The following is a 25,071-nucleotide window of genomic DNA, read 5'->3' as shown; positions in this document are numbered from 1 at the left end:
CGCTTAAACAAGTTATGGTAAGTCATCGAAGAGAGTTATGGTAACTCGTTACGGTGACTTATGGTAAGTCGTTGTCTCCCCTCTACAAGCCTTGTATCTAGGAGATTTGCTACGGGTGATAATCTTATTTGAATAAGGGGGACAAATCGAAAAGAAACAAGCAAAGAAGTAGAGGGAAGCATCCCGACCTAGAGGCTGCAAAGGAGAGTTTAACCTGATAGCTGTTTCTTCGTTCTATAGAGCGACACTTCCTACCGCCAAACTCACGTTAGTAATAGTGATTATACACCCTTCTCTTGGGGCTTTACATATAACGTTGTATCTTTGCACACGTAAATAATCGCCCTGAGAGGGGCATTCACGGCTCAGTAGCTTAGTTGAATAGAGCGTCAGATTCCGGTTCTGAAGGTCGAGGGTTTGAGTCCCTCCTGGGTCACATCATCAATAAAGAAACGATTATGACTATTTCACCTAATAAGTTCGTAGCATGTGGCTATGAGCTCTACGTCGGGAGTGGGGATGAGCGCATCCTCATGGAAGCTACGACCCCAGAGCAACCACTAGAGTATATACAGGGTATGGGGATGATGCTTCCTGAGTTTGAGAAGCACCTCTTGGGTCTAAAGGCTGGAGATAAGTTCGACTTCACACTATCAGTAGACGAAGCCTATGGCCCACGTGTTGACGAGGCTGTTCAAGAGCTTCCCCGTGAAATCTTCCTTGACCAAAATGGAGATCTAGACGCAATGGTACAAGAGGGGGCTACCCTACCGCTCTATACACCCGATGGGCAGACTGTGAGAGGGAGCGTCCTTGAGATTAAGGATAGCGTAGTCGTAATGGACTTTAATCATCCACTCGCAGGTGAGGAGCTCCACTTCGTAGGAGAGGTCCTAGACGTGCATGAGGCAACACCCGAGGAAGTAGAGAAATTCTTTGGCGGTCATGAAGGTTGTGGTTGTGGTTGCGGTCATGACCACGAGCATGAGCATAACCACGAAGATGAGGGCTGTGGCGGTTGCTGTGGCTGCCACTAATTAAGATGACTCACAAAGCACGGATACCAAGTGGCATCAATCCACGGGTGTCCGTGCTTTTATTTATCACCAGATGAATACATTTGGGCGCACGCTACGGCTCACTACCTTTGGTGAGTCTCATGGGGAAGCAATCGGGGGGGTACTTGATGGCTTCCCCTCGGGCTTTGCTATTGATCCTAGTGTGATTGAGGATGCCCTAGAGCGTCGTCGCCCAGGTAAATCGAGGCTCACATCTATTCGAGAGGAGATGGATTATGTACACATCCTCTCGGGTATACATGAAGGCGTAACTCTAGGTACTCCAATCACCTTCCTTATCAAGAATGAAGGGTTCCGTAGCCAAGATTATGATGCCCTGAGGAACGTCTATCGCCCAGGACATGCTGACTATACATACGCCATGAAGTATGGCGTACGTGATGTGAGGGGAGGGGGCAGAGCTTCTGCTCGAGAGACTGCAGTGCGCGTGGCTGCAGGTGCGCTCGCCTATGAGTGGCTGAAAACAATGGGGGTAGAGATCTTCACCTATATCTCATCGATTGGCCATCTCGAGCTAGAGGATACCCTCTGGAATCAACCCTCAACACCAGAGTATTTAGATTATTTACGCTCGAGTAGAAATCACATTCCCTCATGCCCAGATCAAGCTCTAAGTGAGCAGATGGCAGAGATTATCGAGCAGATGAGAGAGGAGGGGGACAGTGTAGGGGGCGTTATTAGCTGTCGTGTCGTGGGGCTACCCGTTGGGCTTGGTGAGCCACTGTATGACAAATGTTCTGCTCGGTTGGCTTCGGCTATGATGAGCATCAATGCTGTGAAGGGGTTTGAGATTGGAGATGGCTTTCGTATGTCAAAGTGTAGGGGCTCAGAGGTCTCAGATGAGTTCTATCTTAGGGACAATAACATTCGCACAAAGACAAATCATTCAGGAGGGATTCTCGGAGGAATTACCTCTGGTGAAGATCTCACTTTCAGAGTAGCATTCAAACCTACCTCGTCGATACACAAGGCACAACAGACCGTTACAACACAGGCTACACCTATTCAGCTCGAAATACAAGGGCGACATGACCCTTGTATCGCTCTACGTGCTGTTCCTGTAGTAGAGGCTATGACGGCGCTCACCCTCGCGGACTTCTATCTTTCTCTTCTGGGGAGTAAAGCAAGTGCTTCTCAGTGTAACTCAATCTAATTCATGCCAAGCCCTGCAGCGAAAGAGAGTATCCTAGGGACGGTTGTCACCTATATAGGCGTTGGGATAGGCTTCTTAACGACCTTCTTTATTTTAGCTAAGTTCCTTACCCCAGAGGAGATTGGTCTCACTCGACTACTACCTGAGTTGGCTACCCAGCTCTCTGGGCTTGGGATGCTAGGTATGACCTATTCCCTTAGTCGCTACTTCCCGTTCTTTAAGGATAGTCCTTCTAACCCCTATAAGAAAGAGGATGGGCCTAACCACGGCTTTCTTTTCTATGTCCTCTCGGTAGGAGGTATTGGGGCTCTTAGCATGATTGCTCTCTACGTCCTTGCTCATGATCCTCTCATTGCTCTTTACAGCAAGAATAGCCCGCTCCTCTCTGACTTTTACTATGCGATTATACCGCTGACTCTCTTCACTATGGGGTGGACGATCTTCGAGCTCTATACGTACCAGCTGATGAAGGTCGCAGTACCGAAGGGAATCAAAGAGGTGCTACTCCGTGTGTTGCAACTAGCGGTATATCTGCTTTATGCCTTTGGATATATTGACTTCACAACGATGGTCTGGGGGTTCATTGGTAGCTTTGGGATTTGTATGCTCACCAGTGGCGTATATCTAGGCAGGATTACACCTCTTAGCCTCAGGCATAATCCCAGCTATGTCTCTCCAGAGCTAAGGCGAGGTTTTTATCGCTATACAGCCCTCTATACTCTTACCTCGGTAGGGATCACACTCGCTGGGCGTATGGACCTCTTCATGGTTGCCTTTATTGACCAAGGGGGGCTAACCTCTGCGGGTGTCTATACAATGGCCTTCTATATGGTGTCAATCATAGAAATACCGATGCGTGCCATCCTAAGTATCGCAGCTCCGAAGATAGCAGATGCAGCGAAAGAGGGAGATACAGAGCGAGTGGAAGATATCTACAAGCTCGTTGCCTTCTATCAGCTACTTGCTGGACTACTCATCTTCATCATGATCTGGGTAAACATCGATAATATCTTCGGTATTATGCCCAATGGGGAGCAGTTTGAGGGAGGGAAGTGGATCTTCTTCTTCTTGGGTTTAGCAAAGCTTGTAGAACTGACATTAACCTGCAGCCATACCGTAGTAAGCACCTCCAAGTATTACCACTGGAACGTCTACTATACCTGCTGTGTGCTCCTTATGTCGTTCCTCTCTACGCTCTTCCTCATCCCATGGCTTGGGACAATGGGAGCTGCGCTAGCAATGCTCCTAACCAATATCATAAGCTACGGTTTACAGCAACTCCTATTGAGTGTGAAGATGCATATACATCCCTTCTCTCGGCGCATGCTTCTACTCCTGCCGCTCGCACTTCTTGCCTGGGGAGCAAATACCATCTTACCTACCTTCTCCTCCGTATGGATTGATCTCTTCATCCGCTCGGTACTCATTGGTTTGGTACTGGTGGCTCTTCTGCTTCTGATGCGCATTACACCAGAACTCATGGGCATGCTTGAAGGCAAGCTCCCTGCTCGATTTAGGAAGTAACCCCTACTCTCTGCTCTCTCATGCCTCATACACATGATCGACCCTTGCGCATCCTCATGCTCTCCACCTCTGACACCGGAGGGGGGGCAGCCGAAGCATGCCGCAGGTTGCTTGAGGTCTTTGAGCAAATACCACAAGTAGAGGTACGAATGTTAGTTCTAAACCAACGGACAGACTCCTCGTCGGTTATGTCTGTTGCTCGACCTCCACTCCTCAAGGTATTAGGGAGAGCGTTTTTCCTAGCTGAGCGAGCCGAGATTTACCTAAAGAACGGGCGGTCACGATGCAATCTATTCCGTGTATCGACAGCACGCTTTGGCTTCGATGTCTGTCATCATCCTTGGGTTAAATGGGCGGATATATTGCACCTGCATTGGATTAATCAGGGCTTTCTCTCCCTACCATCGCTCCATCGCCTCGCTAGACTTGGTAAGCCAATCTTCTCGACCCTACATGACCTCTGGGTTGCTACAGGTATCTGTCACCTCCCCCTTGAATTCGGTACCATGGGCAGGAAGCTATGCTCTCGCTATGAGCTAGGCTGTGGTCGTTGCCCCCTCCTCATGAGTGAGGATGAGCAAGACCTATCTCACCAAACACTTCAAAAGAAGCGCTTCCTCGCTCAGCTACCCTTCCGTTACATCGCGGTGAGCCAAGCTGAGGCAAGACTCTTCGAGGAAAGCTACTTGATGAAGGGACGCATGAAACCCTTCGTCTTGCCTAATCCTATTGACTTGAGCCTCTTCTCCCCTTGGGTGACAACGAGAAATGAATACCCACAGTGGTACTCTCCTAAGGTCAAACATTATCTCGTGTTTGTTGCTGCTCGGTTGGATGATGAGGTGAAGGGGGCGCATCTGCTGAGACAGGTCTGCGAAGAGATTAAAACCCAGTCACCTGAGCGAGCAGAAGAACTTTGTCTGCTACTCGTAGGGAATATCAAGAACAAGGAGACCTTTGCTGATTTCCCCATTCAGACTCTTCCCCTTGGTGCTATCCAAGACCGTCATCAACTCATCACGCTCTATAATCTATCCTCTGTCGTCCTCTCTACGAGCATCTACGAGACACAAGGGCAGACACTGGTCGAGGGGCTTGCCTCTGGTGCGGCTGCGATGGCATTCGCTTGTGGTGGACCAGAGGACATCGTGGTCGATGGCGTCAATGGCTACCTGATCCCTGCCTTTGACGCTGAGCTCTATGCCCAGAGGCTACTTCTGCTCCTCAGTCAGAGAGAAGCTGGTGCTTTCACCAAAGAGACCTGCCAAGCTAGTGTTCAGTCTTTTGGAGCTAAGACCATCGCATTACAGCTCTTGTCGCTCTACGAGTATGCACTCACCCACCCTACCCAGCCTGAAGCAAAACAATGAATACCCACCTTCCCCGTATCTCTATCATTACCATCTGTTACAACGCTAGCCACACCATCTCTCGCACTCTACGGAGCATCCAGGCGCAGACCTACGATGATTTGGAGTATTTGGTCATAGATGGAGCCTCTAGAGACAATACGCTTGATTTAGTACGCACACTTGCTCCTCGAGCTCTCGTCCATAGTGAGCGAGACCAAGGAATCTATGATGCCATGAATAAAGGGTTAAGCCATGCTACGGGGGATTACATCTGGTTCATAAATGCTGGCGATGCATTACCCTCCCCCACAACAGTTGAAGAGATCGTAGGGGAGGCGTGCCTCAATGGAGCTCGCCCTGATATAATCTATGGCGATACACGACTCATTGATAGTGAGGGTAGAGATTTGGGGTTACGTCGTTTACGCCCTCCTCATAGCCTCACTTGGGAGAGCTTTCGGGATGGAATGCTTGTCTGCCACCAAGCCTTCATCGTACGCCGAGCCATAGCCCCGAAGTATAACCTCCGTTACCGTTTCTCGTCAGATGTTGATTGGTGTATCCGCTGTCTGAAAGTCGCCAAAGAATGTACCTTCATACCTCGTCCTATTGCACTCTACCTGAACGAAGGGGCGACGACAGCCAACCATCGAGCCTCACTCATCGAGCGTTTTGAGGTGATGTCGGAGCATTATGGTCTCTTCGCCACCCTTTGGCGTCATCTTCGCTTCCTTTTTGTCCGTCACCGCTAATAAGAAGGTGTAAGGAAGATTGGGGAGTAAAGGACAAGGAGGAAGCAACCTTTTCTATTTCTTCAGACCTCACTTCTTGCCTCCTTTTAGTACCCACTCGTGGGGTTCTTTTGATACCCACTCGTGCATCTTCTTTAATACCCACGAGTGGGTTGCACTTGGTACCCACGAGTGGGTATTAAAGAAGGCCGACGGGTGGGGTCTTTTTTTCGATGACTGTGGGCTGGAGGGGGTGGGTATAGTTGGGGGACACTGAGGGGTGTGCGTGGCTAAACACCTTAGCGCTTCATCACCACATTTAGTAAGCCCTAAAAAGCGTATATTTGTCACAGTAAAACGGAGACAGAAGACGTGTTCAAGATCGTAGATAGATTTGTATTAAAGACCTTCTTACCGCTCTTTGCGATGAGCTTCTCGGTATGCTGGTTCATCGTGGTCATGCAGTTCCTCTGGCGCTATGTGGATGAGTTGGTGGGGAAGGGTCTCGGTGTCTTCGTCCTGTGCAAGATCATCTTCTATGCTGCGATGTCATTCATACCGATGTCTCTACCGCTGGGTATCCTTCTGGCATCGTTGATGACCTTTGGTAACCTTGGGGAGCGACTGGAGCTCCTTGCCTTGAAAGCCTCAGGTTTTCCACTCTATCGCATTATGCGCCCCCTTTTTCTCTTGATTGGGGTGATGTCGATCTTGCTCTTCCAGTTCCAAAATGATTGGATGATCCAAGCTCAGGTACGCATGTGGACGCTTGTGCTTTCTGCTAAGTATGCAGCACCAGAGATGGAGATTACAGAGGGTGTCTTCTACACGGGTATCCCAGGCTATAGCCTCTATGCCCAGCACCGTGATCCCTCGGGTCGTATGGAGCAGCTGATGGTCTACGATATGAGTCGTGGTTACTTAAACCCACGTATCATCCGAGCAGACTCCGGGCGTCTAGTCATGGACAAAAGCAAGACCTTCCTCGTGCTAAAGCTCTATAACGGTCAGAGCTACGAGAATCTCCGTGCACAGTCCTACAATACCTCCGAAGAGCCCATCCCCTACATGCTCCCCCGCTTCACCTATAGTGAGACCTTCATTGCGCATAACACGAATATCAACTACCAAGACGAGAAACAGCTCGGAGGGTTATATATCTCAAAAAACCTGAGCCAACTGAATTACTCGATCGACTCCACAGCACGACTCCTCGATAGTGCACGTGCAGTCATCACAGACGGCATAGACCGAGACCTGCTCTCGACACACTACCAGTCGTTCGCCTACGGCATAACAGACACTGCCACCTTCATCAAGCAACGTGAGGAGCTGACCGCACTCTCACTACGCATACAGGAGGCTAAGCCTCATGAGAAAGCTAACGGGGATAGTCTACTGATCCTATCCTCTGCTACGGATAGCCTTCGTGTTATACAGGCTGCGGTATCTACCCTCGAGCGCACGAAGAATCAAGCCTCCTTCGCAAAGGACGAGGATGATAATTCCTTCTACTACTTCCGCACCTATAGCCAAGAGTGGCATCGTAAGTTCACGGCATCAGTGGCCTGTCTCATCTTCTTCCTTATCGGAGCTCCACTAGGAGCGATTGTGCGCCGTGGGGGAATTGGGATGCCTGTCATTGTCTCCATCTTCTTCTTTGTCGTGTACTATACGATCGAATCCTTTGGAGACAATATGCTACGCAGCGAAACAATCCCTGTTTGGCTAGGTATGTGGCTGAGTAACCTAGTCCTTCTCCCTGTTGGGCTCTTCTTGACCTACAAGTCCAACCAAGATTCGTCTTCACTTAATGCTGAGGCGTACGTAATGTTCTTCCGCAAACTCTTCGGTTATCGAGGCGTACGTAATGTGGAATATCAAGAGGTGTCAATCGAAGAGGTAGACTACAAACAGGCCACTCTAGATCTCGGTACTCTACTAGAGCAAACAGAGACGCTACGTACCTCTCCCCTCTTCCAGAGTCCTATCATACGTGTTTGGAGTAACGCGAGTGACCAAGCGAAGCTCAGAGATCTATCCACAGCTCTAGATGACCTCGTTGAGAGCCTACGCCACTCTACTAGTCGCCTCTTGGTATCTAAGCTAAAGGACTTACCGCTACTACCCAAGCACTTCTCACCGCTACTCCCAGAGCAGAGTAAGTATGGATGGATCATGTCCTTCATCCTACCCTATTCCATCCCGATGACCCTCTACTTTAGTCGTTTGAGGAAGCATTTGCTCGGCGATCTAGAGACAACAAAGAGGACTCTCCTTGCACTCCAAGAGGAAGTTATGTCAATCCAAAAAGGGACACGAGAACAAGAGAATGAACAAGAGAATCAAACAGACGAAACAAACCCTATATATGCTAATCAACTACAGCCTAACCTCAGCTAATGAGTACCGAGGTGGTAGGCTGTAATTAAGAATACGAGTATGAGCGAAATCAAGCTGAATACGATCGAGGAAGCTCTCGAGGACTTTCGTAATGGAGAGTTTGTCATTGTCGTCGATGATGAAGACCGTGAGAATGAAGGGGACTTCATCATCGCTGCCGAGAAGGTCACCCCAGAGAAGATTAACTTCATGATGCGATACGGGCGTGGTGTACTCTGTGCCCCTATCACCGAGGAGCGAGCACGGGAGCTCGAGCTCGAGATGCAAGTACCAAACAATACTTCTGTGCATGAGACTCCCTTCACCGTGACCGTAGATAGGTTAGGCAATGGGTGTACGACAGGTGTCTCGATGTACGACCGATGCCAGACTATTCTGGCGCTGGCAGACCCTAGCACGAAACCAAGTGACCTCGGACGCCCAGGGCATATCTGTCCTCTCAGAGCAAGGAGCAAGGGTGTCCTCCGACGTGCAGGTCATACAGAGGCTGCGGTAGACTTGGCGCGCCTCTCAGGGCTACAGCCAGCAGCAGCTCTTATTGAAATCATTAATGAGGATGGTACAATGGCGCGCCTCCCTCAGCTCTGGGAGGTAGCTCAGCGATTCTCCCTTAAGATTATCACAATCAAGGATCTCATTGCCTATCGCCTGCGCACGGAGAGCATCGTAGAGCGAGGTGAAGAGGTGATGATGCCTACTCAGTGGGGGCAATTCCGCCTCATCCCCTTTAGACAAAAGAGCAATGGTCTAGAGCATATCGTACTCTTCAAAGGAGATATATCCAACGGAGCCCCTGTACTCGTGCGTGTTCATTCAAGCTGTGCTACGGGAGATATCTTCGGCTCTATGCGTTGCGAGTGTGGAGAACAGCTCCATAAGGCTATGCAACTCATCGAGGAAGAGGGGCGTGGTGTCATCGTCTACCTGAATCAAGAAGGTCGTGGGATTGGACTCATGGACAAAATCCGAGCTTATAAGCTACAGGAAGAAGGGCTTGACACTGTAGATGCGAACTTGCACCTCGGGCATAAGGCTGACGAAAGAGACTACGGGGTGGGTGCTCAGATACTCCAGCAGCTCGGTGTCCAGCAAATGAAGCTGATGTCCAATAACCCTATTAAGCGTGTTGGACTCGAGGGCTATGGTCTAGAGGTGGTAGAGACGATACCATTGGAGATTCAGCCCAATGAGTACAATGCCTTCTACATGCAAACGAAGAAGGAACGGATGGGACACATCCTACACCACGTTAAGAAATAATCATTCACCTACCAATCTATAATACGTCATGGCTATCTTCGTAAATGAAGTATCACGTACCTTCGGAGAGTATCTACTGATCCCTGGGCTCACTACTCGTGCATGCACTCCACAGAATGTCTCCCTAGTAACTCCTCTTGCGCGCTTTGCTCGAGGGGAGAAGGCACGCATTCAGCTCAATATACCCTTTGTGTCGGCTATCATGCAGTCTGTTTCTAATGACACACTTGCTATAGAGCTTGCTCGCAATGGTGGGCTATCTTTCATCTTTGGCTCTCAGCCCATCGCTGAACAGGCAGAGATGGTACGCCGAGTCAAGAAGTTCAAGGCTGGGTTCGTATCCAGTGACTCAAATATCCGTCCCGATGCCACATTGAGAGATGTGCTTCTCTTACGTCAGCGTACGGGTCATTCTACAATTGGAGTAACAGGGGATGGCTCGCCCAATGGTCGCCTACTAGGTATCGTCACGAGTCGAGATTATAGGCTAGGTACAACTCCCGATGATGCCTTAGTCAAGGACTTCATGACTCCATTTGAAAAGCTCAAAGTTGGACGTCTGGGTATTACACTGAAGGAGGCCAATAATATTATATGGGAGCATAAGCTCAATACCCTCCCAATCATTGACGAGAATGATTGTTTAGTCTACCTCGTTTTCCGAAAGGACTACGATGCACACAAGGACAATCCTGTGGAGTTGTCAAATAAGGCAACGAAGGAGCTACTCGTAGGAGCAGGAATCAATACTCGTGACTTCAAAGAGCGTGTGCCTGCCCTTATCGAAGCAGGTGCTGATGTGCTATGTATAGACTCTTCGGATGGCTATTCCGAATGGCAGTATGATACCTTGCGATGGATCAAAGAGAACTATGGTGATCAAGTCCTTGTAGGGGCAGGGAACGTTGTGGATGAAGAGGGGTTCCGCTACCTAGCTGATGCGGGAGCAGACTTCATAAAGGTAGGTATCGGCGGAGGATCAATATGTATCACCCGAGAGCAGAAGGGTATTGGTCGTGGGCAGGCTACGGCTATTATTGATGTGGCTCAGGCACGTGACCGTTACTTCCAGCAGCATGGTATCTACATTCCTATCTGTAGCGATGGGGGGCTAGTTCACGACTACCACATGACACTTGCCCTAGCTATGGGGGCAGATTTCCTTATGATGGGGAGGTACTTTGCTCGCTTTGATGAGTCCCCTACACGTAAGCTCAAGATAGGGAACAATATCGTCAAGGAGTATTGGGGTGAAGGCTCTAATCGTGCGCAGAACTGGCAGCGATATGATAGTGGTGGTAGTGATGGGTTGAAGTTTGAGGAAGGTGTGGATAGCTATGTACCTTATGCCGGTAAACTCAAGGATAATCTAGCTATCACCCTAGGAAAGATGAAAGCTACGATGTGTAGCTGTGGGGCTATCACTATCGAGGAGCTCCAGCGCACAGCAAAGATTACTCTAGTCTCAAGTACCTCCATTGTTGAGGGTGGAGCACATGATGTGATCCTGAAGGATAGAGGATGATTACTGTCCTCGGCCCCACAGCCTCAGGGAAGACTTCTCTTGCCGTCTGTCTGGCTCATCGCCTAGGTGGAGAGATCCTAAGTGCTGACTCTCGTCAGGTCTATCAAGGAATGGACATAGGCACAGGGAAGGATCTCGGGGAGTACACAGTCGAGGGTAATAGCATACCCTTTCACCTCATTGACCTTGTCCCAGCTGGGGAGCGTTATAGCCTTTTTGCTTGGCAACGCGCCTTCCATGAGGCCTATGGAGCAATTAAGAGTAGAGGGGTACGTTACCCAATCCTATGTGGGGGGACGGGGCTATACGCAGAGGCTGTACTTCGAGGCTACAATCTGCCCGATGTACCACCAAACGAGGCCCTGAGGCAGAGGTTGCAGGGTAAGGGCATTGACGAACTACAGCAGCTCCTTACTAGTTACGGTCCGTTGCATAATAAGACAGACCTGGACTCCCCACAGCGTGCAATCCGTGCGATTGAGATAGCGGACTACATTCAAGCACAGCGAGCCTCAGGCATTGACTATACAGAGTATCCCCCAATTGATAGTGTCATCTTATGCTTGGATCTACCTCGAGAGGCACGGCGTAGCCGTATTACAGCTCGTCTCAAGGAGCGGTTAGAGAAGGAAGATATGATCGGTGAGATAGAGGGATTGCTTGCCTCTGGAGTTACCCCCGAGGCTCTTATCTACTATGGATTGGAGTATAAGTTTATCACACGCTATGTCCTAGGAGAACTCAACTATGAGGAGATGTTCACATTACTTGAGATTGCTATCCATCAGTTTGCTAAGCGTCAGATGACCTGGTTTCGAGGTATGGAGCGTAGGGGATTTACTCTGCATTATATAGATGCCCTGCTCCCAATGGAGGAGAAAGTGGCAGTCTCCCTAGACTACTTCAAAGAGTGGGAGCAAAGTAGACACTAGAAACATAAGGAGTATGATTACATACAAAGACCTAACGAAAGGGCCGAACTTTTTCCTAATGGCTGGTCCCTGTGCAATAGAAGACGAGGATACCCCTCTCTTCATCGCGGAGCGTGTTGTAGAGATTACGTCTCGCCTCGGTATACCCTATATCTTCAAAGGGTCATACCGCAAGGCTAACCGCTCTCGGGTGGACAGCTTCACAGGTATCGGTGACGAGAAGGCGCTACGTATCCTACGCCGTGTACGAGAGGCGTTTGATGTACCAGTGGTGACGGATATTCATGAGACAAGGGAAGCAGAGATGGCTGCCGAGTACGTTGATATCCTTCAGATACCAGCCTTCCTTTGTCGTCAGACAGACCTGATTGCTGCTGCAGCGAGGACGGGTAAGATTGTAAACATCAAGAAGGGGCAATTCCTATCTGCCTCGGGTATGGAGCATGCAGCGCATAAGGTTACTGAATGCGGTAACGAGCAAGTCATCCTCACAGAGCGAGGCAATAGCTTTGGCTACTCTGACCTTATAGTGGACTTCACCAATATACCAGCGATGCGTAGCACGGGGTTCCCGGTCGTCATGGACGTCACTCATTCTCTCCAGCGTCCGAACCAAGCTAGTGGAGTGACGGGGGGGAAGCCTGCCCTCATTGAGACGATAGCTAAGGCTGCAGTGGCAGTAGGTGCTGATGGTCTCTTTTTCGAGACGCATCCTAATCCATCCGTTGCGAAGAGTGATGGGGCAAATATGCTCCCGCTAGATCTCTTTGAAGGACTTCTTGAGCGGCTCACTCGCCTAAGGATGGCACTCTAGAGAGCATATATAGATATGAGAAGCTACCTAAAGGGTATTCTGACCCTCATCCTCCTTGGGACTCCCCTACTCTCCCTACATGCACAGCTTGTCTCGGAGCACCTTATTAAGGCGTTCCTCAGGATGGATATACTGACTGAGCAATCTCAATTGGTCATAGCCTCTTCGTTGCGTGATAGCACGCTACTACTTCCTTTAGATCTGGGAGAGGGAATACGTCTTACTCGAGCTAATGAGACCTGCCTAACGATTGAGACAAGTGAGGTCGGGAGGAGTGATCTGCAACTCTTACAGCGTAAGGATGGATCATACATAGTGGGGCTCATTGAGATAATCAGAGGAGAGGGGCTAACTACGGACTCTCGTCTTAGCTTCTACAGTACAGATGGTGAGAAGCTTTCTTACCCATCCATCTCGACTCCGAGTAGAGCTGAATTTCTCTCGGGGCTTGACATCCCGAAGACTTCAGCAGGCTACCGGTTCTTGGAGCTCCTCACGCCGCTCCCCCTTGCTCTTTCATGGCACAATGAAGGTACGAACCTCTATGCGGAACTTCTTCCCCCACTGAGGGATGAAGATGAGACGGATAAGGCATTGGAAAGTCTCCTTCAAAGGCTTCCTCGCTTCGTGTCGCACTGGAATGGCTCAACCTTCACACCCTTTACCCTCACCAAAGAATAATTATAGATGAAAACCAAGCATGTACTCATCGCTGCCCTAGCGGTCATCGTAGCCCTCGTTATCGGGTTCATCTTCATCCTCCGCTCTCAGCGTACAGAGCTCGAGGAGGAGAAGGCAGTGCTGGTCAATCAACAGCGTGATATCATGGAGGAGGAGCTCACCAAGCTCGCTGCCGAATACGATATACAGTACAAGAAGCTCTCAGCTGGTCAAGGTGAACAGAAGTTCTCCTTAGCGACCGACTCTCTCATCAGTCAGATCCTCGCTGAGCGTGCTAAGGTAGAGCAGCTACAGAAGGAGCTGAAGGCGAGCAAAGCAACCAGCGCAAAGCGCATCGATCAGCTCAGTCGTGAGGTCACCACCCTACGTAACGTACTACGTACCTACGTCGTACAGATTGACTCGCTACAGGCCACTAATGAGCGACTAAGAGCTGAGAACACCGAAGTCAAAGAGAATTATAATCGTGTAACTAGCCAAGCGCAACAGCTCTCTAACGAAAAGGCACATCTCTCTGATCGTGTAAAGCTCGCTGCCAAGCTCGATGCTACAGCGATAAGTGTCACCCCAATTGACAAACGAGGTAAGCACACCAAGAGCCTTTCTAAGGTCGTAAACCTACAGATACGCTTCACCATCTCAAAGAACGTAACAGCTGAGGTTGGAGAGAAGACCTTCTACTGTCGCATTACCCAGCCCAACGATGAGCTGCTGGTGAAGGCTGGTGCAGGGACATTCGCCTTTGAGGGGAAGCAGATCCCCTACTCGATTCGTCGAGAGATAGAGTATAACGGAGAGGAGACTCCTCTCGTTATGTATTGGCCTGTCGAAGAAAGCCTACAGAGTGGGACGTACCAGCTACGTATCTTTGCTGATGGCAACTTGATTGGCTCGGCCTCTTTCTCTCTATAGCTATTCTCTCAATACATAATATCCCCTCCCTCCCCATAGACAGTGTGGAGAGAGGGGTATTTTACTGACCTAGATAGCTGGTCAATTCTCTCCCACAAGCATCCCTTCATGCCTTCTTTTTGGTACCCACTCGTGGGTATCCGAGGGAATGCACGAGTACATAACTAAGGGAACCCACGGGTGGGTGTCGAGGGTAACCCACTCGTGGGTGTCAAAAGGAAGCCATGAGTAGAAACTAAGTCACCTTCGGGGTAATAAGAGGTTGATCAACAAGATGGGTATTGGTATGATTTGCTCGTGGCAACTCTTCTGGCGGTATAATTTTGCTTCAAAGAGGGAAACCCTAGGGGATGTCAGTTATATTACCTACTTTTGCTACACAAGTCCTGTTCACGGATAGTTAAATGATATAACTATGCATATAGACAACTATTGCGTCATCATGGGTGGAGGTGTCGGTAGTCGCTTCTGGCCCTATAGTAGGGAGAGCAAACCCAAACAATTCCTAGATATCTTCGGTACGGGACGCTCTCTGCTTCAAATGACCTTCGATCGCTTCTCGAAGGTAATACCTAAGGAAAACTTTGTCATCGTAACCAACGCTACCTACAGAGACCTTGTATTAGAGCAGCTCCCTGAGCTACAGCCTAGTCAGCTACTCCTCGAGCCCATGCGCCGAAACACAGCACCCTGCATCGGCTGGGCCACCTACCACATCCAGGCGAAGAACCCCAAGGCAAACATCATCGTAACCCCTGCGGATCATCTCATCCTGCAGGAAGATGTATTCGAGGAGGCTATCAAGCAAGCACTCGCCTTCGTGGCACAGCATCCTCAGCTCGTGACCCTCGGTGTGCGCCCCTCTCGCCCAGAAACGGGCTATGGATACATTCAAATAACGGGTGAGACAGAGGGTGGCTTTGTCCAGGTCAAGACCTTCACGGAGAAGCCCAATCTAGAGATGGCAAAGGTCTTCCTCGAGAGTGGCGAATTTCTCTGGAATAGTGGCATGTTTGCGTGGAATGTGCAGACGATACTTGATGCCTTCCATCGCTACCTTCCCTCTCTGACGTCAATCCTCGATGAGGTAAATGGACACTACGCTCAGAGCGAAGAGCAGCAACATGTAGGGGCAATCTTCTCTCAGTGCCCTAACATTTCCATCGACTATGCTGTGCTAGAGAAGGCTGACAATGTGATGGTCCTACCCGTAGATTTCGGTTGGGCAGACCTCGGTACATGGGGATCACTCTATGACCTGAAGAAGGCAGAGGACAAGGCTAACGTAGCATTACACACCGAGGCGCTCTTCTATGAGGCTGAGGGGAACATCATCTCCATGGATGGCGAGGGCGACCAGCTGGTCGTTGTACAAGGTATCAATGACTGCATCATCTCCCAGAGCAATGGTGTACTACTGATCTGTAAGCGAGGAGAGGAGCAACGCATTAAGGAGTTCATGGCTGAGGCTTCACTCCGCTTTGACAAACGTTACGACTAACTTCCCCCTCTTCTCTCACTACGACGGTTGTCCGACTCTTCGTACTTCCGGCTTAGAGGGTAGAGCAAGTGTGTATACTCACTCACCCTCTGTACTAATGCGCTCGCACTATTAATCAGTCGGCTCATCCTAGGTGATGAGTCGACTGATTGTGTGTCGGGTTGGCTATACGTATATACTATATATTTCACAAGTTAATAGTTGCTCTTTGAGGAAAATACTATACCTTTGGTGAATGTTTGTATATAGACAGACCAAGGGATTTTTAATATGAGCAACTACGATATAGCAATCATCGGTGGCGGGCCAGCTGGATATAATGCAGCAGCAAATGCCACTGCTAATGGCCTGAAGGTCGTACTCTTCGAGCACAATACCCTCGGTGGTGTGTGCCTCAACGAAGGGTGTATTCCCACAAAGACACTCCTACACTCAGCGAACCTCCTCGACGAAATACGAGAAAGCAAAGCCTTCGGTATTCACATTGAGGGAGCAGTCTCCGCGAGCTATGCCGAGATAGCCTCCCGTAAGGATAAAGTTGTCAAGACCCTAACCTCGGGTGTAGCCTATAAGCTCAAGAGCGCAGGCGTGACTGTTGTCAATGAGACAGCACTCCTCGATGGTGAGGAGGGAGAGGTAATCCGTATTCGGGCAGGGAAGGAAACGTACCTTGTGAGCTTTGTCCTTCTTGCCACAGGGAGCTCAACCGTTATTCCCCCCATCCCTAGGCTTAGTGAAGTAGCCTACTGGACGAGCCGAGAGGCTCTTGCAGCTAAGACACTTCCTCAGGATATCACGATTATAGGTGGTGGTGTCATCGGTATGGAGTTCGCAGGTATCTACTCATCACTGGGGGTTCCCGTGCAAGTAGTAGAGATGGCACCTGAAATCCTAGGAGCAATGGACAAGGAGACCTCTGCAATGCTCCGCAAAGAATACGCAAGCCGTGGGGTAAAGTTCCATCTAGGAGCAAAGGTGGTCAGCGTCTCTAAGGAAGGGGTAACCATAGAGGCAAAGAACGGGAAGACCGAGCTATTGCCTGCGTCACAAGTCCTACTTAGTGTTGGGCGTAAGCCTGAGACCGATGGACTCGGACTAGAGACACTCGGTATCGAGATGAACCGCTCTGCAGTTGTCGTAAACCGCTACATGCAGACCTCTCATCCTAGAGTGTATGCAGCGGGGGACATTACGGGCTTCTCCCTCCTTGCTCACACCGCTATCCGTGAGGGTGAGGTAGCAATTAATCACATAGTAGGTACGGAGGACGACCCCATGCGCTATGATGCCATCCCAGGTGTGGTCTATACCCATCCCGAGATAGCTGGTGTAGGGGCTACAGAAGAGCAGCTAAAAGCAGAGGGACGCTATTATCGCGTGCTAAAGCTCCCGATGGCCTATGCCGGTCGCTATGTCGTGGAGCATGAGAAGGCTGGAGGATTGTGCAAGATACTCGTAGATGAGAATGAGACCATCCTTGGTTGTCATATCCTAGGTAACCCAGCCTCCGAACTGATCCTTTTGGCAGGTATTGCCATAGCAGATGGTACGAGCGTAGAAGAGTTTCGTCGCCATGTCTTCCCTCACCCAACTGTTGGGGAGATCATACATGAGGTGCTCTTCTCCTAGACTAGATCGAGGAACAAACTAGACAGATTATATAATAGAGATAATGGCAACATTCGATATTAAGATGCCGAAGATGGGTGAGAGCGTGACCGAGTGTACGATCACGGTACTCAACGTCAAGGTAGGAGACTTCATCGAGGAAGATACCGAACTCTTTGAGATTACGTCCGCAAAGACTGCGGCAACAATACCCTCACCCGTAGCAGGTAAGATTGTCAAGATTAACTATGCAGAGGGCGATACTGTCCCCGTAGGTCTTCCGGTCGTTGTCGTCGATACAGATGTAGATGCCACAGTAGCACCATCTGCAACAAAGGAACCAAAGGAAGAGACTCCTCAGGCTCGTATCGAAACAAAGGACACTCCTACACCTGCTGTCACTGAGGTACACCGAGGTTCAGTAGAGCGATGGTATTCCCCTGTGGTAATAGAGCGAGCTAAGGCTGCAAAGGTCTCTCAGGAGGAGCTAGATAGCATACAAGGTACAGGCTTTGGGGGACGTGTAAGCAAGGCTGATATTGTTCGCTATATTGAACAGAAGAAGGGAGCACCAGCACCTACGCCACGTGTAGAGCGATCCGCGAGCGTGGTAGCACCACAATCTTCCCGTCCTCAGGTCACAGCTCCTACCATATCTATTGGGGCAGATGATAAGGTTATCCCAATGGATCCAATCCGTCGCATCATTGCTGACCGCATGGTACAATCCGTACAGGTTGCACCGCATGTGACGAGCTTCATGAAGATTGACATTACAGATCTTGTAGCATGGCGTGAGGCTGAGAAGGATGCCTTCAAAAAGAAGGAAGGCTTCGCTCTTACTTATATGACCCCAGTTATCGAAGCCGTAGCTCATGCACTAAAGCAATACCCTCGTATCAATGCATCTGTGGATGGCTACAACATCATTGAGCGTAAGCATATCAACGTAGGGATGGCTGTCGCCCTCCCCGATGGCAACCTAGTCGTCCCTGTGATACATGATGCTGACAAGCTCAGCCGTACGGGCGTTGCAGAGCAAGTATCTCAACTAGCAGAGAAGAGCCGATCTGGTAAGCTCTCCCCAGACGAGATGTCAGGAGGGACGTTCACCATCTCAAACTATGGATCGTCAGGTACGCTCTTTGGCACACCGATTATCAACCAGCCCGAGGCGGCCATTCTTGGCATTGGTGCTATAGAGAAGGAGCTAGCTATCCTAGAGACAGTATCAGGTGATGTGGTTGCTACACGTCATAAAATGTACCTCTCTTTCTCCTATGACCACCGCATCATCGACGGCATGCTTGGTGGAGCATTCCTACAAGCGGTAGCACATTATCTAGAGGATTGGAAGACAAACAAAGGACTATGAGCATTCAGAAGAACTATATAAAGAAGCGCTACGGGATTAAAATCACCGACAAGGATACCCTACGTCGCTGGTATCATCTACTCTATCTCGGACGTCTCTTGGATGAGAAGGCACCAAGCTATCTACTCCAATCAATTGGCTGGCAGTTTCATGCCTCCAATGCTGGGCATGATGGTATACAGTTAGCTATCGGACAAGTCTTCCAGAGGGGAAAGGACCATCTATTTCTTTATTATCGTGACCTCCTAGCTGCGCTCTCAGCAGGGATGACGGTGGAGGAGATGATCCTCAATGGTATATCGAAAGCAACAGACCCAACAAGTGGTGGGCGACACATGTCGGATCACTATGCCAAGATTGAATGGGGCATTCATAATATCTCCTCGTGTGTTGCGGCGCACGACTCCCAGGCTGTAGGATTAGCACGTGCACTAGATTACTACGGTGTAGATGGTGTAGCAATTGCCTCACATGGGGAGTCCTCTGCCTCCGAAGGCTATGTCTTCGAGGCGATCAATGGTGCAGCTCGTGAGCGTCTCCCTGTAATCTTCGTCCTACAGAGTAATGGCTATGGTATTTCTGTTCCTACACACGAGCAGACAGCTAACCCTCGTGTAGGAGAGAACTATGCTGGTATACGCCATCTGAAGACTCTCTTCTGTAACGGGAAGGACATCTTTGACTCAATGAACACCATGGCAGCCGCTCGTGAGTATGCCGTGGAGCATCGTACCCCCGTGGTCGTCACTGCCGAGTGTGTCCGTATCGGGGCGCACTCTAACTCAGACAAGCATACCCTCTATCGCTCTGACGAAGAGATCGAGCGGGCAAAGGCAGCTGACCCACTACCCAAGTTCCGCCGTATGCTGCTTCGCTACAACCGTTTCACGGAAGAGGAGCTACAACAAATAGAGCATGAAGCGCAAGAGGAGCTGAAGATAGCGAACCGCAATGCCATGAAGGCTCCAGAGCCCTCTGCCGATACCGTCCTCGACTATGTCATTGGAGAGGCTTATCCAGGTGATAAGTACGGCTTAGGGATACCTGATGGCACGGGCGAGGAGCTTACCCTAGTGCAAGCTCTAAACAAGACGCTCAAGCAAGAGTTTCGTCATAATCCTGACACCTTCCTCTGGGGGCAAGATGTCGCCAACAAGGATAAGGGAGGCGTCTTCAATGTCACGAAGGGGATGCTCCAGGAGTTTGGTCATAAGCGTGTTTTCAATGCGCCTATTGCTGAGGACTACATCGTTGGGACAGCCAATGGGATGAGCCGGTTCAGTGATAAAATTCGTATTGTAATTGAGGGAGCTGAGTTTGCTGACTACTTCTGGCCTGCCATGGAGCAGTTTGTGAACTCTACACATGACTTCTGGCGCAGTAATGGACAATTCTCTCCCAATATCACCATCCGCCTTTCCTCTGGTGGGTATATACAAGGAGGTCTTTACCATTCGCAGAATATCGAAGCCGTACTGACCACCTTCCCTGGTGCCCGTGTCGTATATCCGTGCTTCGCTGATGATGCTGCAGGCTTGCTGCGTACAGCGATGCGTTCACGTGGCGTTACTGTCTTCATGGAGCCTAAGGCGCAGTACAACAGTGCAGAGTCCACAGCCATCATCCCCGAGGACTTTGAAGTGCCATTTGGCAAGGCACGTATTCGTCGTGAGGGGACAGATGTGACCCTGATCACCTACGGTAATACTCTTCATCTCTCATTAAACGTGGCAGAGCGCATCCAGAAGGAACTTGGCAAGAGTATTGAGGTCATTGACCTGCGCTCTCTTGCTCCTTGGGATGAGGAAACGGTCTATGCTTCCATACGGAAAACCTCCAAGGCGCTTATCGTCCACGAAGATCGGGTCTTCGGAGGTTTTGGTGCAGAGCTAGCAGCATCGATTGCCAAGAAGGCTTTCCGAGATCTTGACGCACCGATTTATCGTGTTGGATCACTCTCTACGCCTGTCGGTTTCCACAAGTGCTTTGAGCTAGCCACACTACCTAGTGAAGAGAAGATCTACACTACCGCAAAGGAACTAATCGAATACTAACCTCCAAACGTGACGACGATATGAAGAAAATCGGAATACTCTACAGTAAGAGTACAGCCTATACCGCAGAGCTAGGCCTGCACATCGCACAGCTATGGGGGGAAGGAATTGAATATGTAGACATTGATACAGCACGCCTGGAGGATGTCCTTCACTATGATGGGCTGATCCTAGGAACGCCTACCTACTTCAATGGAGAGCTGCCCTCGGCTTGGGATGAATTCCTCCCCGAGCTAGAGGGGGAAGACCTATCAGGCAAGAAGGTCGCAATCTATGGTACAGGAGATGAGGTTGCCTCCCCTGTGAGCTTCGCTGATGGTGTGGGCTTACTAGCAGAGTACTTCACGGAGCTAGGTGCTACGATTATAGGGCGCACCTCCACAGCTGGCTACACCTATGAGCAGTCTATCGCAGAGAGCGAAGGCTCTTTCCTCGGGCTCATCATTGATTGGGTCAATCACCCCGATCTTACGGACAAACGTCTCAAGGATTGGGTAAAGCAGGTTAAGAAGGAGTTTGCTGCGAAATAGGCACCCCCTATTTCATCGCCCTAGAGGGAAGCTCTCCTTCCCTCAGTTGTGTACCCTTGGGTATATACGAACCAAGAATTAATAGCATTAAGTCCCTACACCGAGAGGCGCATCCATTTATTGCGCGCTCGTCTGGCTGTAGGGACTTATTGTATGCTATCGTAGCCTCATTTTCCATACATAAATGGACAATTAAAAGTTGCATATAAAATACACAAAGACCTCCTGCATCAAGAGTCTATTCCCTCTCTCTAAAATTCCTGTATATAAGGCGTTTTAGAGGAGGGTGTCATGAGTTACTATAACTCGTTGTAAAGAGTTATGGTAAGTCTTTACAACGAGTTATGGTAAGTCTTTACAACGAGTTATGGTAAGTCTTTACAACGAGTTATGGTAACTCATTTCATCGACTTACCATAACTCACGGAGCCCTCCCCTCACAAGGGGTCTAGTCTCCGTGTGATACAACAACTTATAGAGATAGATAAAATGGATAGCCTCCTCTACTCATTCGTATAAAATTTACATTTCAGAGGAGCTATCGCTATCTGATGTGAGACTTGGTGGAGCAAGACCTGTACGTGACTTCTCCCTTAGTACAGTGACGGCCAATAAGATCAGGGATAGACGAGGGGCAATAGCTCTCAGTCAAGCTCATGACGGAGTAGCTAGTTGATTCGTCTATTTCTCACTAAATAAAGCTGATCTGTTTTTGTATTTGTACATATTTTCATACCTTTGAAAGGTCTTCTAGGGCTTTGGTTAGTTCAGGGAGATTAACAAGCTTTCATTAATAGTTCAACAACATGAGAAAGAACGTACTTAAGGTAGCGCTCCTCGCACTGTTCGCAGTCGTAGGACTAGCCTCCTGTGGTGGCTCTTCATCGAGCTCCAACGCAAGCGAAAACGCTGACTTCGAAGCACTCCGCCCCACCATGCTCGCTGGGGTCTATTACTACCGTGGTTACGGTGGTGTGGATGCTGTGGAGAACCACATCAAGAGTGGTGGCGTAGACCGCATCGAAGGGTACAAGCAACTCTTCACAAATCCTTATGAAGAAGAATCCATCGCCAACGCTACGAATATGCTCAAGAACGACTGGGATGTCTCTAACAGCCAAGAGCTAAAGACTTTGCTAGAGAAGCTCAAGAGCCAAGAGGGCGAACATAAGGCTTGGGACTGGGGACGTGCTGTAAATATTGCTTGGGCAGGTGTTCGCACAGGTTACCTCACACAGGCAGAAGCAGAAGCCTACCAAAAGGAACTCCTTCCTCTTGCTCAGGCTAAGTATGCAGATTGGACTGCTTACTTCAATGATTTCCTCGCTGGACGTAACGCTTGGGATCCCAACGATGAGTATGGAGGTAAGGCTGAGCTAGAGGGCGTTGTTAAGGACATCAACGAATCTGCTAACTCTATCTACAAGACCATCCCACTCAAGTAAACACTTGAGAGGCTAAGGCCTAATATAAGCAAGGGCAAGTAGAGTGTCACTCTACTTGCCCTTGTTGCATTATCGCCTACGCTACTCCGTGCCAATATGTTCTTCTGTTTCCCAGATTAGCACACACTTTACCTTTGTCACAACCTAGGGAAGAAAATAGAAGCTACGCCCAGTGTAGTACTAGACGTAGCTTCTTTAGGGTGTTCAGATGACCATAGAGGGATTACTTCTTAGAGCATTCGCTCTTTGCGTCTTTCTTACAGCATTCCTTCTTGGCACCATCCTTCTTATCGCACTTAGCTGCTTCCTTGGCCTGTGCCTCTTTCTTACAACATTGCTTCTTGTCGCCGTCCTCCTTATCACACTTAGTGGCAGGCTGAGCGTTCTTACAAGTTTTCTTACCATCCTTTTCACAGGCAGCACCAGCCTTACAGTCACAGCTCTTAGCTCCTGCACTACAGCAGGTTTTCTTCCCAGCCTTATCCGTAGACTTTGTTGCGCCTGACTTTGCAGAGGTTTCCTTCTTAACTGAATCCCTCTTCTCTGGATTCTGTGCTGAGAGGCTCGTGCCCAAGGCGAAGACACAGGCAATAGCTAAAATGAACTTCTTCATTGTGTTCTTTAATTCTTATTTAGTGAGACAAATCTGTATGAATGGGAACCATTGTTCCGCCCGTAAAGGTAGCAAAACAAGGGAAAACATTCACACTCGCTTTTATAATACGTATATTTGTCGTCATAAAGTATACACCTCACTCTAAAGATACGTGCTACAACAATGATCCAGCACCCACTCCCCCCCTTCTCGCACAGCTCTGCACTGAAGAAGGCCCTACGTCTGCTACAAGCAAATAAGAGACTCTATATACCTACTTGCCTCATCCTGCTTACCCAGCTTATCTTGGTTGGAGGAACAAGGCTCTACCCGCACCTCAATCCTAGTGGGATGAGTGCGGAGAGTTTGTCTATGCTGGTTGCTTGTGCTGGCCTTGTAGCAAGCCTTATCTCGAATTATTTCTCTTTAGTCCTAATCCTCCAAGTCCTACGGCTGACGGAGAGAGCACAAGAGGAGGGTCATGAACAGGCTAATCCATATAAGGTGGCGTTGCGTAAATTCATCCCACTGTTACTCCTCTCCCTTATGCTCCTATTAGGGATAGGGATGGGGATTGTACTCTTTATCATACCGGGGATTTACCTCCTACTGCGGCTCATGTTTGCACAATATACCTTCTTGGAGCAAGGGGGAATAGTACGCTCGTTTAAGGAGTCTTGGCGTCTAACAGAGGGGCATTTCTACACACAGGTGGTCGTACTTCTCGTAGCCTTTGGATTGATCCTACTCGGGGCGATTACTTTTGGGCTAGGGCTGATCTTCATTCAGCCCCTCGTCACTCTTTACCTAGTAACCTATTACCGCTATTTACAAGGCACAGCAATAGAGCAGATTGATGAACCGATTGCGTAAAGTCAAAAGGCTAGTTACGCTCAGGGGCCTTACCCAGCGACTGAAGCGGTCCAAACGCCTCATCATCAATCGCCGTGGTGATGGTGTGCATTCACCCTACGCCTACCATTTCATCACGAGGGTGGTACGTAATGCGCGCCCTTATTATTGCTTCACAGAGCTTCGAGAGGCACTACGTCAGGCCAGAGAGCTATCAGAGGAGAAACCGCCAAGACCTATTCGGAAAGCTCGTACCCTAGAGCTGATCTTCCGTATAGCACATGAGCTACAGGCTAGACATGTCTTACTCCTCACAGGTGAAACCTCCTTCGTCCCTCGTTATTTAATGGCTACGGGATCTGTGGAGCAAGTAATCGAGAGACAGCATATCCCTGCCCTCAGTGAAGTCTTAACGGCTTCGTTAGTTGTCGTCGAGCGCATACCATTAGAGGACAGAGAACGCTCTCAGCTCAGCTCATTACTGAAGGATCTGGCAAAAAGAAAAGAAGCCTCAGTGGTCGGTACGGAGCGCATGACAGCACTCATTAGTACACGCTCCCACACAGCCAAACGTCTTGCTCGCCTACTGCGAGGCGAAGCAAAGCCACAGCTCGTCATTGACCTTATTGATATCGAGGTTTGGTTCTTTGATACACGGCTCACCCCATCGATATATAAGTCCGTCTATTAGAGCTAAACAAACGGAGCCTCAGTCCTACGATTAAGGAGATAAAGCAACAAGCCA

The 25,071-nt window shown here is 49.4% G+C and carries 21 protein-coding genes and 1 tRNA gene; 21 read left to right on the top strand and 1 reads right to left on the bottom strand.

Annotated elements, in window-relative coordinates:
• Nucleotides 1-362 precede the first annotated feature (362 nt).
• From HMPREF0636_RS07050 to HMPREF0636_RS06960, 19 genes are all read left to right on the top strand, one after another.
• Nucleotides 363-436: transfer RNA gene (locus HMPREF0636_RS07050), tRNA-Arg, on the top strand.
• A 22-nt stretch (nucleotides 437-458) separates the two neighbouring features.
• The gene (locus HMPREF0636_RS07045) at nucleotides 459-1,037 is read left to right on the top strand and encodes an FKBP-type peptidyl-prolyl cis-trans isomerase (protein ID WP_044169553.1); all 579 of its coding nucleotides are present in this window, start codon (nucleotides 459-461) and stop codon (nucleotides 1,035-1,037) included.
• A gap of 73 nt (nucleotides 1,038-1,110) precedes the next feature.
• Nucleotides 1,111-2,232 (top strand): chorismate synthase, encoded by a 1,122-nt coding sequence (aroC, locus tag HMPREF0636_RS07040; protein WP_044169424.1) that lies wholly within the window; start codon nucleotides 1,111-1,113, stop codon nucleotides 2,230-2,232.
• 3 nt (nucleotides 2,233-2,235) lie between these two features.
• Nucleotides 2,236-3,756 (top strand): lipopolysaccharide biosynthesis protein, encoded by a 1,521-nt coding sequence (locus HMPREF0636_RS07035; RefSeq protein ID WP_044169422.1) that lies wholly within the window; start codon nucleotides 2,236-2,238, stop codon nucleotides 3,754-3,756.
• Between the two features lie 188 nt (nucleotides 3,757-3,944).
• A complete protein-coding gene (locus tag HMPREF0636_RS07030) occupies nucleotides 3,945-5,126 on the top strand; it encodes a glycosyltransferase (protein ID WP_248616897.1) in 1,182 nt (393 codons plus the stop codon).
• Complete coding sequence (locus HMPREF0636_RS07025) at nucleotides 5,123-5,860, top strand: glycosyltransferase family 2 protein (RefSeq protein WP_044169420.1); 738 nt, start codon at nucleotides 5,123-5,125, stop codon at nucleotides 5,858-5,860. Before HMPREF0636_RS07030 ends, HMPREF0636_RS07025 begins: the two co-directional genes overlap by 4 nt.
• Nucleotides 5,861-6,211: 351 nt before the next feature.
• Nucleotides 6,212-8,242 carry an LptF/LptG family permease gene (locus HMPREF0636_RS07020; RefSeq protein ID WP_044169418.1) on the top strand — a complete coding sequence of 677 codons (2,031 nt, stop codon included), beginning with the start codon at nucleotides 6,212-6,214 and terminating at the stop codon, nucleotides 8,240-8,242.
• 39 nt (nucleotides 8,243-8,281) lie between these two features.
• A complete protein-coding gene (locus tag HMPREF0636_RS07015) occupies nucleotides 8,282-9,502 on the top strand; it encodes a bifunctional 3,4-dihydroxy-2-butanone-4-phosphate synthase/GTP cyclohydrolase II (RefSeq protein ID WP_005468741.1) in 1,221 nt (406 codons plus the stop codon).
• Between the two features lie 28 nt (nucleotides 9,503-9,530).
• Nucleotides 9,531-11,027 carry an IMP dehydrogenase gene (locus tag HMPREF0636_RS07010; RefSeq protein ID WP_044169414.1) on the top strand — a complete coding sequence of 499 codons (1,497 nt, stop codon included), beginning with the start codon at nucleotides 9,531-9,533 and terminating at the stop codon, nucleotides 11,025-11,027.
• Nucleotides 11,024-11,959 carry a tRNA (adenosine(37)-N6)-dimethylallyltransferase MiaA gene (gene miaA, locus HMPREF0636_RS07005; RefSeq protein WP_044169413.1) on the top strand — a complete coding sequence of 312 codons (936 nt, stop codon included), beginning with the start codon at nucleotides 11,024-11,026 and terminating at the stop codon, nucleotides 11,957-11,959. The genes HMPREF0636_RS07010 and miaA overlap by 4 nt, the downstream gene beginning before the upstream one ends.
• 13 nt (nucleotides 11,960-11,972) lie before the next feature.
• Nucleotides 11,973-12,773, top strand: a complete 801-nt coding sequence (kdsA, locus tag HMPREF0636_RS07000; RefSeq protein WP_044169411.1) for a 3-deoxy-8-phosphooctulonate synthase — start codon at nucleotides 11,973-11,975, stop codon at nucleotides 12,771-12,773.
• 15 nt (nucleotides 12,774-12,788) lie between these two features.
• A complete protein-coding gene (locus HMPREF0636_RS06995; RefSeq protein ID WP_044169410.1) occupies nucleotides 12,789-13,454 on the top strand; it encodes a DUF3256 family protein in 666 nt (221 codons plus the stop codon).
• 6 nt (nucleotides 13,455-13,460) lie between these two features.
• The gene (locus HMPREF0636_RS06990; RefSeq protein ID WP_044169408.1) at nucleotides 13,461-14,366 is read left to right on the top strand and encodes a DUF8429 coiled-coil domain-containing protein; all 906 of its coding nucleotides are present in this window, start codon (nucleotides 13,461-13,463) and stop codon (nucleotides 14,364-14,366) included.
• Nucleotides 14,367-14,781: 415 nt separating this feature from the next.
• Nucleotides 14,782-15,867: a mannose-1-phosphate guanylyltransferase gene (locus tag HMPREF0636_RS06985; RefSeq protein ID WP_044169406.1), complete on the top strand. Its 1,086-nt coding sequence runs from the start codon at nucleotides 14,782-14,784 to the stop codon at nucleotides 15,865-15,867.
• A gap of 270 nt (nucleotides 15,868-16,137) precedes the next feature.
• Complete coding sequence (gene lpdA, locus HMPREF0636_RS06980) at nucleotides 16,138-17,496, top strand: dihydrolipoyl dehydrogenase (RefSeq protein ID WP_044169404.1); 1,359 nt, start codon at nucleotides 16,138-16,140, stop codon at nucleotides 17,494-17,496.
• Between the two features lie 43 nt (nucleotides 17,497-17,539).
• A complete protein-coding gene (locus HMPREF0636_RS06975; RefSeq protein ID WP_044169403.1) occupies nucleotides 17,540-18,850 on the top strand; it encodes a dihydrolipoamide acetyltransferase family protein in 1,311 nt (436 codons plus the stop codon).
• Entirely contained in the window at nucleotides 18,847-20,904 is a 2,058-nt protein-coding gene (locus HMPREF0636_RS06970; RefSeq protein ID WP_044169401.1) for an alpha-ketoacid dehydrogenase subunit alpha/beta, read from the top strand. The genes HMPREF0636_RS06975 and HMPREF0636_RS06970 overlap by 4 nt, the downstream gene beginning before the upstream one ends.
• Before the next feature lie 20 nt (nucleotides 20,905-20,924).
• Nucleotides 20,925-21,434 carry a flavodoxin gene (locus HMPREF0636_RS06965; RefSeq protein ID WP_044169399.1) on the top strand — a complete coding sequence of 170 codons (510 nt, stop codon included), beginning with the start codon at nucleotides 20,925-20,927 and terminating at the stop codon, nucleotides 21,432-21,434.
• Between the two features lie 806 nt (nucleotides 21,435-22,240).
• Nucleotides 22,241-22,879: a DUF1266 domain-containing protein gene (locus HMPREF0636_RS06960; RefSeq protein WP_005468759.1), complete on the top strand. Its 639-nt coding sequence runs from the start codon at nucleotides 22,241-22,243 to the stop codon at nucleotides 22,877-22,879.
• Nucleotides 22,880-23,102: 223 nt separating this feature from the next.
• Here HMPREF0636_RS06960 and HMPREF0636_RS06955 read toward each other — a convergent pair whose 3' ends face one another.
• Nucleotides 23,103-23,492 (bottom strand): hypothetical protein, encoded by a 390-nt coding sequence (locus tag HMPREF0636_RS06955; RefSeq protein ID WP_052328787.1) that lies wholly within the window; start codon nucleotides 23,490-23,492, stop codon nucleotides 23,103-23,105.
• Between the two features lie 165 nt (nucleotides 23,493-23,657).
• Here HMPREF0636_RS06955 and HMPREF0636_RS06950 point away from each other — a divergent pair, with 165 nt between their 5' ends.
• The gene (locus HMPREF0636_RS06950) at nucleotides 23,658-24,347 is read left to right on the top strand and encodes a hypothetical protein (protein WP_044169397.1); all 690 of its coding nucleotides are present in this window, start codon (nucleotides 23,658-23,660) and stop codon (nucleotides 24,345-24,347) included.
• A complete protein-coding gene (locus HMPREF0636_RS06945) occupies nucleotides 24,331-25,017 on the top strand; it encodes a hypothetical protein (protein ID WP_155807305.1) in 687 nt (228 codons plus the stop codon). The genes HMPREF0636_RS06950 and HMPREF0636_RS06945 overlap by 17 nt, the downstream gene beginning before the upstream one ends.
• The last annotated feature ends 54 nt before the right edge of the window (nucleotides 25,018-25,071 follow it).

This window comes from Porphyromonas catoniae ATCC 51270 (genome assembly GCF_000565015.1).
GTDB classification, from domain to species: domain Bacteria; phylum Bacteroidota; class Bacteroidia; order Bacteroidales; family Porphyromonadaceae; genus Porphyromonas; species Porphyromonas catoniae.
The sequence above is the reverse complement of the archived record's forward strand: the minus strand, read 5'-3'. Positions and strand labels throughout refer to the sequence as shown.

Bases quoted from the DNA above. Each gene is read 5' to 3' on its own strand.
- HMPREF0636_RS07045 (WP_044169553.1), top strand. From the start codon at position 459: ATGACTATTTCACCTAATAAGTTCGTAGCATGTGGCTATGAGCTCTAC.
- aroC (WP_044169424.1), top strand. From the start codon at position 1,111: ATGAATACATTTGGGCGCACGCTACGGCTCACTACCTTTGGTGAGTCT.
- HMPREF0636_RS07035 (WP_044169422.1), top strand. From the start codon at position 2,236: ATGCCAAGCCCTGCAGCGAAAGAGAGTATCCTAGGGACGGTTGTCACC.
- HMPREF0636_RS07030 (WP_248616897.1), top strand. From the start codon at position 3,945: ATGTCTGTTGCTCGACCTCCACTCCTCAAGGTATTAGGGAGAGCGTTT.
- HMPREF0636_RS07025 (WP_044169420.1), top strand. From the start codon at position 5,123: ATGAATACCCACCTTCCCCGTATCTCTATCATTACCATCTGTTACAAC.
- HMPREF0636_RS07015 (WP_005468741.1), top strand. From the start codon at position 8,282: ATGAGCGAAATCAAGCTGAATACGATCGAGGAAGCTCTCGAGGACTTT.
- HMPREF0636_RS07010 (WP_044169414.1), top strand. From the start codon at position 9,531: ATGGCTATCTTCGTAAATGAAGTATCACGTACCTTCGGAGAGTATCTA.
- miaA (WP_044169413.1), top strand. From the start codon at position 11,024: ATGATTACTGTCCTCGGCCCCACAGCCTCAGGGAAGACTTCTCTTGCC.
- kdsA (WP_044169411.1), top strand. From the start codon at position 11,973: ATGATTACATACAAAGACCTAACGAAAGGGCCGAACTTTTTCCTAATG.
- HMPREF0636_RS06995 (WP_044169410.1), top strand. From the start codon at position 12,789: ATGAGAAGCTACCTAAAGGGTATTCTGACCCTCATCCTCCTTGGGACT.
- HMPREF0636_RS06990 (WP_044169408.1), top strand. From the start codon at position 13,461: ATGAAAACCAAGCATGTACTCATCGCTGCCCTAGCGGTCATCGTAGCC.
- HMPREF0636_RS06985 (WP_044169406.1), top strand. From the start codon at position 14,782: ATGCATATAGACAACTATTGCGTCATCATGGGTGGAGGTGTCGGTAGT.
- lpdA (WP_044169404.1), top strand. From the start codon at position 16,138: ATGAGCAACTACGATATAGCAATCATCGGTGGCGGGCCAGCTGGATAT.
- HMPREF0636_RS06975 (WP_044169403.1), top strand. From the start codon at position 17,540: ATGGCAACATTCGATATTAAGATGCCGAAGATGGGTGAGAGCGTGACC.
- HMPREF0636_RS06970 (WP_044169401.1), top strand. From the start codon at position 18,847: ATGAGCATTCAGAAGAACTATATAAAGAAGCGCTACGGGATTAAAATC.
- HMPREF0636_RS06965 (WP_044169399.1), top strand. From the start codon at position 20,925: ATGAAGAAAATCGGAATACTCTACAGTAAGAGTACAGCCTATACCGCA.
- HMPREF0636_RS06960 (WP_005468759.1), top strand. From the start codon at position 22,241: ATGAGAAAGAACGTACTTAAGGTAGCGCTCCTCGCACTGTTCGCAGTC.
- HMPREF0636_RS06955 (WP_052328787.1), bottom strand. From the start codon at position 23,492: ATGAAGAAGTTCATTTTAGCTATTGCCTGTGTCTTCGCCTTGGGCACG.
- HMPREF0636_RS06950 (WP_044169397.1), top strand. From the start codon at position 23,658: ATGATCCAGCACCCACTCCCCCCCTTCTCGCACAGCTCTGCACTGAAG.
- HMPREF0636_RS06945 (WP_155807305.1), top strand. From the start codon at position 24,331: ATGAACCGATTGCGTAAAGTCAAAAGGCTAGTTACGCTCAGGGGCCTT.